This is a genomic window from Pseudoalteromonas sp. 78C3 (assembly GCF_002836695.1).
Taxonomy (GTDB): Bacteria; Pseudomonadota; Gammaproteobacteria; order Enterobacterales; family Alteromonadaceae; genus Pseudoalteromonas; species Pseudoalteromonas arctica.
In genome coordinates this window covers 1-13,069 of the sequence record NZ_PJAV01000082.1, presented here as the reverse complement: position 1 = coordinate 13,069, position 13,069 = coordinate 1, and the positions used below count along the sequence as shown (strand labels likewise).

The 13,069-nt window shown below is 37.9% G+C and carries 10 protein-coding genes; 1 reads left to right on the top strand and 9 read right to left on the bottom strand.

All coding sequences use genetic code 11. From position 1 onward, the window contains the following. From CXF76_RS20765 to rfaH, 7 genes are all read right to left on the bottom strand, one after another. Positions 1-81, bottom strand: an 81-nt coding sequence (locus tag CXF76_RS20765; protein WP_232785070.1) for a polysaccharide biosynthesis protein, incomplete at its 3' end; no start/stop codon positions are given. 15 nt (positions 82-96) lie between these two features. Next, positions 97-1,377, bottom strand: a complete 1,281-nt coding sequence (gene wecC / locus CXF76_RS01750; protein WP_101162907.1) for a UDP-N-acetyl-D-mannosamine dehydrogenase — start codon at positions 1,375-1,377, stop codon at positions 97-99. A 129-nt stretch (positions 1,378-1,506) separates the two neighbouring features. Then, a complete protein-coding gene (gene wecB / locus CXF76_RS01745) occupies positions 1,507-2,625 on the bottom strand; it encodes a non-hydrolyzing UDP-N-acetylglucosamine 2-epimerase (RefSeq protein ID WP_101162906.1) in 1,119 nt (372 codons plus the stop codon). A gap of 316 nt (positions 2,626-2,941) precedes the next feature. After that, complete coding sequence (locus CXF76_RS01740) at positions 2,942-5,191, bottom strand: polysaccharide biosynthesis tyrosine autokinase (RefSeq protein ID WP_101162905.1); 2,250 nt, start codon at positions 5,189-5,191, stop codon at positions 2,942-2,944. A gap of 15 nt (positions 5,192-5,206) precedes the next feature. Next, positions 5,207-5,641 (bottom strand): low molecular weight protein-tyrosine-phosphatase, encoded by a 435-nt coding sequence (locus CXF76_RS01735; protein WP_007582278.1) that lies wholly within the window; start codon positions 5,639-5,641, stop codon positions 5,207-5,209. Positions 5,642-5,653: 12 nt separating this feature from the next. Beyond that, positions 5,654-6,769, bottom strand: coding sequence for a polysaccharide export protein (locus tag CXF76_RS01730; protein WP_101162904.1), 1,116 nt, complete (start codon positions 6,767-6,769; stop codon positions 5,654-5,656). Positions 6,770-7,678: 909 nt separating this feature from the next. Beyond that, positions 7,679-8,164, bottom strand: coding sequence for a transcription/translation regulatory transformer protein RfaH (gene rfaH / locus CXF76_RS01725; protein WP_101162903.1), 486 nt, complete (start codon positions 8,162-8,164; stop codon positions 7,679-7,681). Positions 8,165-9,170: 1,006 nt separating this feature from the next. Between rfaH and CXF76_RS01710 the strand changes: the two genes are divergently transcribed. Continuing rightward, positions 9,171-10,541: an MBL fold metallo-hydrolase RNA specificity domain-containing protein gene (locus tag CXF76_RS01710; RefSeq protein ID WP_101162900.1), complete on the top strand. Its 1,371-nt coding sequence runs from the start codon at positions 9,171-9,173 to the stop codon at positions 10,539-10,541. Positions 10,542-11,321: 780 nt separating this feature from the next. Here the strand turns inward: CXF76_RS01710 and CXF76_RS01705 are convergent. Together CXF76_RS01705 and CXF76_RS01700 are read right to left on the bottom strand one after the other, a co-directional pair. Further along, the gene (locus tag CXF76_RS01705; protein ID WP_024589829.1) at positions 11,322-12,548 is read right to left on the bottom strand and encodes an exopolysaccharide biosynthesis polyprenyl glycosylphosphotransferase; all 1,227 of its coding nucleotides are present in this window, start codon (positions 12,546-12,548) and stop codon (positions 11,322-11,324) included. A 241-nt stretch (positions 12,549-12,789) separates the two neighbouring features. Next, positions 12,790-13,069: SAF domain-containing protein (locus CXF76_RS01700; protein WP_232785080.1), on the bottom strand; the 280-nt coding region annotated here is incomplete at its 5' end.

The following is a 13,069-nucleotide window of genomic DNA, read 5'->3' as shown; positions in this document are numbered from 1 at the left end:
GCGCGCTAAAATAGTTTCTATAAATTTTTTACCAAATGAGCCTGTACCACCGGTGATCAAAACTGTTTTATTATTTAACATAATTTTTCCTTGACTCTATTTCCAAATGCCTTTTGTATCAACCAAATAAGCAGTGTTTATTTTATTAAATTTAAATTCTTTATGATCTACCAATAACAAGTGAATATCTGCATTCTTTTTTGCATTATTAAATGTAGATAACTCAAATGTCGTTATATTAAATGGTAGTTCTTTTATATTAGGCTCTACAGCAATAACAGTCCCTGAATGTAATTCAGCTACTTGCTTTGTAATATTTAAAGCTGGGCTCTCACGCAAATCATCTATATCAGGCTTAAATGCTAAGCCATAGCAAGCAATAGTCACGTCTTTTGCTGCTTTAGTTGGATTAGCTTGTAAATAATCAGCAATAGCAATTTTAACTTTATTTATTACCCATAACGGTTTTCCATCATTCACTTTTCGAGCCGTATGAATTATTTGTGCTTCATCCGGTGTTTTGCTAACTATAAACCATGGATCTACTGCAATACAATGTCCGCCAACGCCAGGGCCTGGTTGTAAAATATTAATACGTGGGTGGCGATTAGCAAGCGATATTAATTCCCATACATCTATGTCTAACTTATCGCAAATGATTGATAATTCATTAGCGAAGGCAATTTGTACATCTCGGCATGAGTTTTCTGTAAGTTTTGCCATTTCTGCGGTGCGGGCGTTAGTTATAACACATTCACCTTGTACAAATGTTTTGTAAAGCTCTACCGAACGGGCAGAGCATTTAGCGGTAATACCACCAATGACACGATCGTTTTCAACTAGTTCACGCACTACATGCCCTGGTAATACTCGCTCAGGACAATGCGCTACGTTGACATCAGCTTCTTCACCAGCAACTTGCGGGAACGATAAATCTGGGCGCGCTGCTGCCAACCATTCGGCCATTTGCTCTGTAGCACCCACTGGTGATGTTGACTCCAGTATTACTAAGTCACCTTTTTTAAGCACTGGCGCGATAGCTTCACTGGCTTTTTTGATATAACTTAAATCAGGTTCAGGTATTGCTGAGTCATTTCCTGTATTTAAAGTGCTTTTGAATGGAGTTGGTACAGCGATTAAAAATGCATCCGCTGGTTCTGGTACTGTTGTTGCTTTTAAATACCCTTCAGTCACGGCTGCATGAACTATAGTGTCTAGATCTGGCTCTACAATATGAATTTCACCACGGTTAATAGTGTCAACTGCATGTTGATTTACATCAACCCCTATTACTTTTATTTTTCGTGATGCAAACATGGCTGCAGTCGGTAAGCCAATATAGCCCAAACCAACAACTGAAATCGTATTAAATGACATGGTAGTCCTTTTAAATAGGTTCTATAACTTTAATTTTAAATCTCTTAACGCAAACTTATTTATATATTTTTAAGTTTGAGAGTTTATTTTTTATAATGTTAAAACACGATATAAAACCGCTGCTACAAGTTAATTTTTTGCAAGAATATCACAAATCCGTTGGCACGCTTTACCATCGCCATATGGATTATGAGCGCGGCTCATTGTTTTATATGACCCGTCATTAGTTAAGAGCTCGTTTAATGCTGAGGTTATTTTTGCTATATCTGTGCCAACCAACTTAACCGTACCAGCATCGACTGCTTCAGGGCGCTCAGTTGTATCTCGCATAACTAATACAGGTTTGCCTAAACTTGGTGCTTCTTCTTGGATACCACCTGAGTCTGTTAAAATAATATGCGACCGATTCATCAAGTACACAAACGGTAAGTATTGTTGAGGCTCTATTAAGTGCACATTATCAACGTCTTTTAATATACGCTTTACAGGCTCTTGAACATTTGGATTTAAGTGTACAGGGTAAAGTATTTGGCAATCTGGGTGCGCTTTAGCTGTTTGCGCTAATGCCTCACAAATTCGCTCAAATCCACCACCAAAGCTTTCGCGGCGGTGGCCGGTAACTAAAATAAGCTTTTTGTTTTCATCAAGCATTGGGAACTGACTAGCTAACGTATTACTTAAATCGGTGTCATTTTCTATTTGTTGCTTAACGAGTAATAGCGCATCTATAACGGTGTTACCGGTCACGAATATATTTTCACTCGTGTAGTTTTCTTTTAAAAGATTTGTTTTCGAAGTTTCTGTTGGCGCAAAATGAAGCTTTGTTAAAGAACCGGTTAGTTTACGATTACCTTCTTCTGGCCATGGTGAATAAATGTTACCTGTACGCAAACCAGCCTCAACATGCCCCACTGCTATTTGCTCGTAATATGCTGCAAAGCTTGCTGCAAACGTAGTTGCCGTGTCACCATGTACCAGCACTACATCAGGTTTGAACTCTTTAAGAACCGGTGTTAGCTCTAATAAAATACGGCTGGTTATCTCTGGTAATGTTTGCCCAGCTTTCATTAAATTTAAATCGTAATTAGGTAATATTTTAAATAGTTCAAGTACTTGATCTAGCATTTCACGGTGTTGCGCTGTCACACAACATCTTGATTCAAAACGCTCATCTGCGGCAAGAGCATGAACCAGTGGAGCCATTTTAATAGCTTCAGGCCGAGTACCGAATACCGTTAATACTTTCACTTTTATATCCTTTAATAAATCAAATTTAGATTTTACCGTAACCAAATTTAGTTACGTTTATATGTCAACTTCATAGAGGAATGGGAGTTAATTTTCACTATTTTACGGTGTAAAACATCCCAGCATTCCCACTACGAGTAACCGATTGGTCGTTATGCAGTTGTATTTTAGCAATTTAATGTCTCAGCTTTTTAATTAACCCCTGAGACACTTTTTTCCACTTTGAGACAGTCATTTTAAACTATCTCATTGTAATACCTTGTTTTTATACTTTTTATAAAAAGTGCCCAATAGGCCCTTTTTAGTATATTGAATATTATTTATCGCTTTTATATTCGTAATTATAGTACCCGTAATAGCCGTATGCATTACTGGCTTTTTTAACAACACCGTTAAATACCACGCCTTTTACATCGATACCATTTTGTTCAAAGCGATTACGGGTTAACTCTATTTCTCGCACATGATTTTGCCCAAAACGCGTTACAAGTAATGTAGTGCCCGTATGCGCACTTACAATTGCGGGGTCGGTTACTGCAAGTATTGGAGGCGTATCAATAATTATAATGTCGTAAGCAGCGCTTACTTCTTCAACTAATTTACTAAAGTTACTATGCATTAATAGCTCAGAAGGGTTTGGCGGTATTTGACCGCGCGTTATAACACTTAAACCTTCAACCTTAGTTGGCTTAGTAACTTGCTCTAGGTTTAAACGACCTGATAGGTAGTCACTCAAGCCATCGTCCCACTTTAAACCAAACTGGGTTTGCAAGTAGCCTTTACGCATATCGGCATCAATAATAAGTACTTTTTTACCGCTTTGAGCGAGTACAGAGGCTAAGTTAACCGATATAAACGATTTACCTACGCTTGGGCTTGGGCCCGATATAGCAATAATATTGTTTTTAGCTTCCATCATCGCAAAGTGCAAACTGGTACGTAAACTACGTAGGGCCTCTATTGCTAGGTCTGCTGGGTTATCAAGCGCTAATATGCTTTTAGGCTTATTTGTTTTGTTTTTACGGGCTCGCTCGGCAAAGCCACTTAGTTTATCTTGATAGTCTGAGTGCGGTACACTTGCGTATACAGGTAAGCCTAGCGCTTCAATTTCAGCTGGGTCTTCAACCCCTTTATGCATTGCCTTTTGTATAAGCACAATAGCCACAGCTAACATACCACCTAGCATAGTGGCCATTACCACTATTAATGCTTTTTTCGGTTTAACTGGCTTGCTGGTGTTTACCTCAGCGTAGTCAATAATACGTACGTTACCTACAGTGCCTGCACGTACTATATCTAGCTCTTGTGTTTTGCTAAGTAGTAGTGTGTAAATTTGGTTGCTTACCTCAACATCGCGTTTTAAGCGTAGCAGCTCTTGTTGAGTTTCTGGCAGATTACCTACCTCACCTACAAGCTCTTGCTTTTGGCTTTCAACCGCCTCTATTTGCTCAAGTATACCTTGGTATGTTGGGTGATCTTTTTTGAACTTACGGCCAAGCTCTAAACGCTTTAGGTTTAGCTCTTGTAATTTAGTTTCAAGCTTTACAACTTGTTCAAGCACGCCTTGTGTTTCGAGCGTTATATTTATTGATTGGCGTTTTATTTGGTAGTCATTAAAGCGTTGCTCTGCGTATTCAAGCTGTTTTTTAATTTCAGGCAATTGTACTTCTAAAAATTCCAGCGACTTTTGTGCCTCGGCACTATTGCGCTCAACATTACGGCGTACATAAATAGCGGCCACTTTATCGAGTACTTTTTCGGCATAGCTTGGTTTAGTGCTTTGTAAGCTTAAGTTAATTATGCCTGAGTCTTTACCTTTTTCGCTTGCGCCAATTGCAGTTTGAAGGTCTAAAATAGTATTTAAGCGATCTTTACGGGTAATTGTAAACTCTGTACCCGCGCGTGCATTTAAAGTACGAATGGTTAGGTTAAACTTACCGTTTGTAAGTTCCTCGCCCACTTTACCCGATAATATTTGCTCACCGTCACCATTTAAAAGTACAAGGCTATTATTAGCCTGTGCTATCAAGGTAAACCCTTGATTAATTGCAAAACGTGGTACATCAAATCTAAATACATTTATACTTTCACCGCCCCATGCGTAGCTGCTTGCTCCAAAACTAGGTTCAGCTAAGTCGCCATTTTCCATTGGGGTGAATTTACGATATGCTCGGCTACCTATAAACGGGAATAGCTTAGGCTCTGCTATTACATCAAGCTTTAAAGTGTCTACTGCCTCACCTATTATACTACGCGACTTTAATAGCTCTATTTCGGTTACTGCAGCTGATGTACTTTCGAACATGCCTGCCATATCGTCAAAACCAGGAACTGATGCGCCGCCGTCTTCAACTTGTATCATGGCTGTTGCCTGATAAACAGGGGTACTCAATACTGCATAAATAACACCTACAAACATAAACAACGCAGTTACCGCTACTATAAAATATTTGCGATCGAGCAATGCGCCTAATAGCGCCATTAAATCAATTTCTTGCGTTGGTTGTGTGTTATTAGTGTTTTTATTATTAGCGCTACTAGCGCTGTTATTCGGCTGGGTATTCATTAAATTAGCCATTCCTTATAAATACTTTTGCCAAGCGCTACACGCGCTGTCGATTAATGTGTAAACGTGTTCAAAAGCCTCTTGGCTTTGGCGGTACGGATCGGGTATTTCAGCGTTATTAATCCATTTGCCGAGTAAAAACGTTTTACCGCGCGCCTCTGGGTAGCGAGCATGTACGTCGTTTAAATGGCGTTCTTCCATTACGAGTATTACGCTGTTTTGCGCTACTAAGCTTGATGTAAGCTGCTGGCCTTGGTGAGCATCCATATTAACGCCATGTGCGAGTGCTATTTGCTTTGCTTTTGCATCTGCTGGTTTGCCTTCAAGTGCTGTTAACCCTGCAGACGATACTTTAATATTTTTGCCTTCAAGCTTTTGCTTTAAAACATACTCACCTGTTGGGCTGCGGCAAATGTTACCTGCACACACCACTAAAACTGAATCAAACATTTTTAAAAACCCTTAGTTTGCAGTTATATCGTCAACACTATCTACAGTAGCGATTGAAGGTAATAGTAAGCTAATTACACGGTTCCAACGGGCAAGTGGTGCCGATGTTACGTATACAATATCGCGCGGTTGTAGCTCAAATTGCTCAGCTAATACCATTGCTGCTATATTTTTAGCGTGTAACTGGTACACGTTTGCAATAACGCCGGTTTGCTCCAGGTCACTTTTACGCAGTACAAATACACCGTTAGCGTCGGCTGTTGCTTCATTTAAGCCGCCTGAGTCGCTTAGCGCTTCGGCCAAGTTTAAACCATAACGGTTAAGCGTTACTGAACCTGCTTTTTTAACATCACCTAATACAAATATTTTTTGTGCATCGTTACGATTTACATGCACTATGTCGCCATGTTGTAATAAACGGTTTTGCGAAATGTCACCATGGGCATAAAAGTCATCAAGTTTAATAACTTCTGTTTTATCGCCACGGGTAAATGTAACAGTGCGCCAATCGGCTGCATCAGTTAAGCCGCCAGCTTGGTTTAAGGCATCAATTAAGGTCAGTGGAATTTCGGTTACTGGGTATACACCAGGTTGTTTTACTTCGCCGGTAACGTAGGTTTTTTGGCTTCTAAAGCCAACTACTTTTACGTCTACTTGAGGGTCTTCTATTACTCGGCTTAGGCGTTTTACAAGCTCGTTGCGTACTTGGCTTATTGTTTTACCTGCTGCGGGTATATTTGGTGCATAAGCGTAAGTAATGGTGCCGTCTCGTTGTACTCTAAAGCCGTCAAACTCTGCGGTACGTTGTACTGCTGCGGGTATTGTTAGCTCTGGGTGATCCCATACGCCTATTGTTAGTACGTCGCCAACACCTAGTTTGTATTCGTAGTTACTTACGTTTAAACCATCGGTGCTTGAAATTGGTTTAGCTGCTATACGCGCTTGATTTTGTTTATTTATTAGTAGCGAGTCTATTATTTGAATGTTTACTTTTTCGAGATCTTGTTCGAGGTTTTGTGTTTGCTCGCCTGAGTCTATACCTTCAAAGTGGCTGCCTGGTACTATTGTACAGCCGGTCATGCTTAGTATTGCGAGTATTGATGCGAGTGATTTACAGCTTAACGCCATTGTAGAATCCCAAAATTATTTAAATATTGCACTTACTCACCAACCTTGGTGAGCACTTGTATTTTAGCCGACTAATTAAAGCATGTGCACTATTGTGAAGCAATAGTCTTTGCTTTGTAAAAGCTTTGTAACTAAGTTTTTAATTAACACTGAAATTATATCAGTATTTTCATAAGGTCTTTATGAATAAATTTAATTGATAGCCGTTTTTAGCAAAACACTTAACGCATTCATCACCAATTGCACAAAGAGAAGTGAATGATAAGCCATTTAAACAAGTGCTTTATGGCTGTTTACTTCTTTAAAGCGCAGTGTGCTCGACCTCTTCAGATTAACCACTTAAAGCTTTATTGCACAAAGAGAAGCGAATGAGGAGTAAATGAGAAGACATTTAAACAAGTACTTTATGGCTGTTTACTTCTCTAAAGCGTAGCGCCCTCTTAACCTCTTTGTGAATAGACCTTATTACGAGCTTTGCTCGTCACGCCAGCAAGCTGCGCGTCTACAAGTGAACTTAGCCACGGTGTTAAACTTTGCCGCTGGGCTTTCACTTAAAAGCGCAGCGTGTTCTTAACTTCTTTTTGAATCAATTTATTGATAATTACACAAAGAGAAGCGAATGAGGAGTAAATGAGAAGCCATTTAAACAAGTGCTTTAGGCTGTTTACTTCTTTAAAGCTCAGTGTGCTCTTAACCCTTTTGTGAATAACCCTTATTACGAGCTTTGCTCGTCACGCCAGCAAGCTGCGCGTCTACAAGTGAACTTAGCCACGTAGGTTTAAGTGCTTTGGGCACGCTTCCGCCCTTAGGTCACAGTTCCTAGTTACTGATATAAAACTATTTTTTCGCGGCATAAAGCCGCTGCTACGTTTTAATTCACGCGGCATAAAGCCGCTGCTACGCTTTTAGTTATTGTTGTTTAATATCTTTATTATCTACACTTACTTCAATTTTTTGATTAAGTAAGTTAATTAGTAAAATACTGCGCAAGTCGCCATCGGGCTCTTTGTATATTGCTTGTATATTACTGAATGAATCGTTATTCACACTGACTACATCACCTGTTTTTGGTATTTGTGATTCAGTAGTGTGTGAACGTTCATTTTTTAGCTGGTCAATTATGTGCTTAGAAACCAACTGGTAATTTGCTCCATAAGAAACAAAACCGCCTATTCCACGGGTGTTTTTTACAGCAAAAAAATTACCATTTTTTGATTCGAGGCATACAAATAAATAATTAGGGAATAAAGCAGTGTGTTTGACGGTCCGACGACCTTTAACCAACCTTTCGGTAGTTAATTTGGGGTAAAACGCTTCAATCCCTTGATTTTGCAAGTTAGTTTTGGCTCTCTCTTCTTGCTTTGGTTTGCATACGACTAAATACCAACATTCCATAGTAGCCCTTAATACATAACTAAATTGCAAAAAATACAATTCCAAACTAAACAGCGGCGACATTATAGCCAACATAGAGTGCCTATGTAAATACGCCTTAGTGGTTAATAGCCACTCACTTTAATAAATATTGTTATTGAGTTTAAAGGGAGTAAAGGCTTTAACGCTAGTTTAGTACCTATAAAGCCATGTTTAGATTGGGCTAAACAAAAGTTTAGCCGCGAAAATTTATTAAAAAATTTAATTAATATTTTTTTAATAAATATATAAATAAGAGCGCGAAGTAAATTCGCACCTACAAGTTGGTGCATATTTGTAGGTGAGGTTTATACCTCACTTTTTTTGGAGTTAAAATACGAGCGCGAAATAAATTATCACCTACAGGTTGGCGCATGTTGTAGGTGAGGTTTTATACCTCACTTGTTGTTAGGAGTTAAAACACGAGCACGAAGTAAATTCGCACCTACAGGTTAGTGCATGTTTGTAGGTGAGGTTTTATACCTCGCTTTTTGGGAGTTAATACAAGAGCACGAAGTAAATTCGCACCTACAGGTTGGTATATATTTGTAGGTGAGGTTTTATGCCTCGCTTGTTGTTAGGAGTTAAAACGTGAGCGCGAAGTAAATTCGCACCTACCGGTTGGTACATATTTGCAGGTGAGGTTTTATACCTCGCTTTTTTAGGTGTTAAAACATGAGCGCGAAGTAAATTCGCACCTACCGGTTGGTACATGTTTGTAGGTGAGGTTTTATACCTCGCTTTTTTAGGTGTTAAAACATGAGCGCGAAATAAATTCGCACCTACTGGTTGGTACATGTTTGTAGGTGAGGTTTTATACCTCGCTTTTGGTAACGCTAGGTTGGTTGAGCGCGAAGTAAATTCGCACCTACAGATAATATGCTGAAGGTGAGGTTATTAATTTAGCTCAAGCGTTAGAACCTTGAATAATTATGGCTTTACTTCTACCTTAAAATTCAATGTAACAAATTGATGACAAGGAAGCACAATGCAAATACTTCACCACGGAGCGGTTAATGGCGTTACTGGTTCGTGCCACGAGCTGGTAGTTAATGAGCAAACAAGTGTGCTTATTGATTGCGGATTATTTCAAGGCGAAGACTCTAAAGCCGACCTTTCAATTGAGTTTAATATTACCCATGTTACTGCGCTTATTGTTACCCATTGCCATATTGACCATGTTGGTCGAATACCTTACTTATTAGCAGCCGGTTTTAAGGGCCCTATTTTTACAAGTATTGCATCGGCCAGCTTATTACCTTTAGTAATTGAAGATGCTTTAAAAGTGGGTGTAACCCGCGACCCTAAAATTATAGCTGCCTGCTTAAGCTTATTAAATAAACGTATAGTTGCTGTAGATTATAAAACGTGGTTTGAACTACCTTGCAAAGGGCTCAATAAAGCTAAAGCGAGATTTCAGCGTGCGGGCCATATATTGGGGTCGGCTTACGTAGAAATTGATATTACAAATGGTGATAACAACAAACACCGTGTTGTATTTTCAGGAGACTTAGGTGCGCCATATACCCCGCTACTCCCTTCGCCTAAGCCGCCCTATAAAGCCGATACTCTAGTTATTGAATCAACCTACGGTGATAAAAATCATCAAGGCCGTAAAGAGCGTACAAAAACGCTAAAAAGTATTATTGAACGCGCCGTAGCCGACAACGGTGTTGTTTTAGTACCTGCTTTTAGTATTGGCCGCACACAAGAGCTGCTATATGAGCTTGAGCAACTCATACATAGCTCATCTAAAAAGTCTAAGTGGCGAGACATTCACGTAATACTCGACTCCCCTATGGCAGCCAATTTTACTGAGCAATACAAAAAGTTTAAGCACTTATGGGATAGCGAGGCCAAACGCAAAGTTGCAAATGGTAGGCACCCGCTCGATTTTAAAAATCTAACTACGGTTGATTCACACAAAGAGCACATGGCTATTATTAATTATTTAAGTTCGCGGCAAACACCAGCCATAATATTAGCGGCAAGCGGTATGTGCACAGGTGGCCGAATAGTTAATTATCTTGAGCGATTTTTAAATGATAAAACCACCGATGTATTATTTGTAGGTTACCAAGGTAATAAAACTTTAGGCCGTGAAATTCAAACATATGGACCACGTAATGGGTATGTTTTTATAAATGATGCTCGCATTACTATAAACGCAAAAGTACATACAATTAGCGGGTACAGCGCCCATGCCGATCAAAACGGATTAATTAAGTTTGTTACGGGTATGCATAAAAAGCCAAGCCTGATAAAAATTGTGCATGGAGATGATGATGCTAAAGCTGCTTTGGCAGATAAGTACAGGGCTGTTTTGGACCGAGGTGCAATTATAGAAATTGGAAAGTAGTTTATAACAGTAAATATTTATAGATCTATTTTTACTGTAAGTACAACTTTTGAGTTGAATTAAATGTAATCAAGGTAATTACGCAGTATGTATATCGAAATTTGAAGTGGTAGTCTAAAGTAAATCCCCGTAATAGCTCCTACACCAGTGCGGTGGCTAATAACTTTTAAATAATAAATTAAGTTTACCTAGCACTAAGAAGGCAATTATATTGGTGCAATTGTGAGAGTTCTTCGATTAACTGAATTTTTAAGTGAGCTATCGTCTTAAGCTAAATTATTAACAGCGTGGACTGTCCAGCCACCTTCTCATTTCAAAAATTTAAATTCACTTTGTAAGTAATTACCTAATTTTTTTACTTGCTGAGTAGCGACTTGGGTTATTCAGTTTAGTCACAAAGCTTAAGTTACTATATAAATAATCATTATTGTATTAATCGATGACTCGTTTTATGTTTTCACTATTAAATTTAGGTATTAAAAATAATCGCCATGTTAAAGTGACTTTTTGGCAGAGATAACGCTGGCAATTTAAAAATACGGCAGTACTTAACAGATATTAAACTTTAGTCGAGCAGATAAAATGTGATTTTAAGACAATATTAATCACCCCTTTCTGTCGAGGCTTACTAAATACCAGCTATCGGTATATATAACTAAAAATTTCTATTACCAATAGCTGCAATTTCAAACCGGAGATTCTTCCATTTATTTAACGATTGAGCTTTTAAATATGAATATCAAAATTTTATATTAACGTCTTTCCACACTTTCTAGTTGGTTACTTTGCACCAAACCCCGTTAGCATTGTCCTGATGGTTTTAAATACAATATTAAGATCAAGCCAAAAAGATAAGTGTTTAATATAATAAAGGTCATATGCTAACTTTTCTTTTGTTGAATCCGTATCATCAGCATAACCTTGTACAGTTTGCGCCCAACCAGTTATACCTGGCTTTACTATATGCCTATAGCCATAAAATGGAATTTCTTGTTCAAATAGCTTAACAAAAGATTCTTGTTCAGGCCGTGGGCCAATTAATGCCATATCACCTTTTAGAACATTAAAAAACTGTGGTAATTCGTCAATTCTTACTTTTCGAATCACCTTACCTATGCGAGTTATTCTAGCATGCTCTTCAGTAGCAAACTTATCCTCTGCACAACTAGTTTTTACCGTCATACTTCTGAATTTATAAATTTTAAAAACTCGACCAGCTTGTCCTACACGTTCTTGCGTAAATATAACAGGGCCTCGACTTTCTAATCGAATAGCAATAGCTGTAAGAACCATAATTAAAAGAGTTAAGGGGAGTGTTAAAACAATAATTACAGTCTCCCAAAGGCGTTTAAATATTTGATAAATTGGATTAGGCTGTAAGGTACCAATTGAATTGTCAGATAAATGTTTTATTTGCACCTTTCCATCAATCATCTCTTTGATACTATCCGCATGGAAAACTGGGATGTTATTAAGGCTGCAATCAGCAATAAACTTCTCTTGATGATGAGTAATATTTTTGTGGAGATCAACAACTAAGCCATCCTTAATTGCAGATTGCCTATATGGTTCAGTTAAAAAGTAAACGTCGAGGTTTTCATGGTCAATTAGATCTTGCGTGTCAAAGTTATCTATTACATGTAAAGTAAGCTTTTTATGTCCTGTTCTCAAAATAGTAGTAATAAAAAGCCAAACAAAACTAAAAGCCGCTCCTATTGCTAAAAGATATAAAGAATAATCAAACCGTAATAATAATATTAGAGATAAAGAGATACCATAAACAGAAAATATTACAGGTATTATATAATATTTACGATCAACTAATAGATACTTTGCAACTAAAGGTAAAGCGAATGCCGTTGCCAAATAACTCCCACACACTAAAATAAGCGAGTTTCTAACAGACTCTTCAGATATTGGATACATTGAAGATAAAACAACACATATTGATGTGAAAACGATACCAAGAAAATGGCAAATATATGAATTAGAAAAAAGTTTATTCACGTTGAAATCTTTTGGTTGATAAAAATAATATACATTGACATGCACCATCCTTGTAGAATTTAGCATTAACGGCTTGATTCTCTGAGTATTATACTTGAAGTAGAGTCAGATGAGCAATCTAGCTATAAAAAACTTTGCAATTATTTGTAACCAGAATTATAAATTCTGTGTAAAACCTTTCATCATTTGATAACCATTAGCATGAAATAGCTTAAATAATTGCATAAGAAAGTATGTTAGATTATTTTTTTCTATTTTCTACATACAATTTTTTTAAAGCTGTTCCAGCTTTAATACTTTGCGTGGCTACGCTTCCAAGTACCTCATGTAAGTACTTGGGAGCTAAACCATAACCAGGTCTAATACTTTTTACATTTTCATGTGTAAATAACTCGCCTTCAGCAACATCTTTTACCACATACAGTGAGCGCCTAAATATTGCATTTCCTTTCTCACTCTCTTTGCGCTCGTAATTTACTTTACCAACCGCTTCCCATGCTATTTTAGAGTCTCTACATAAC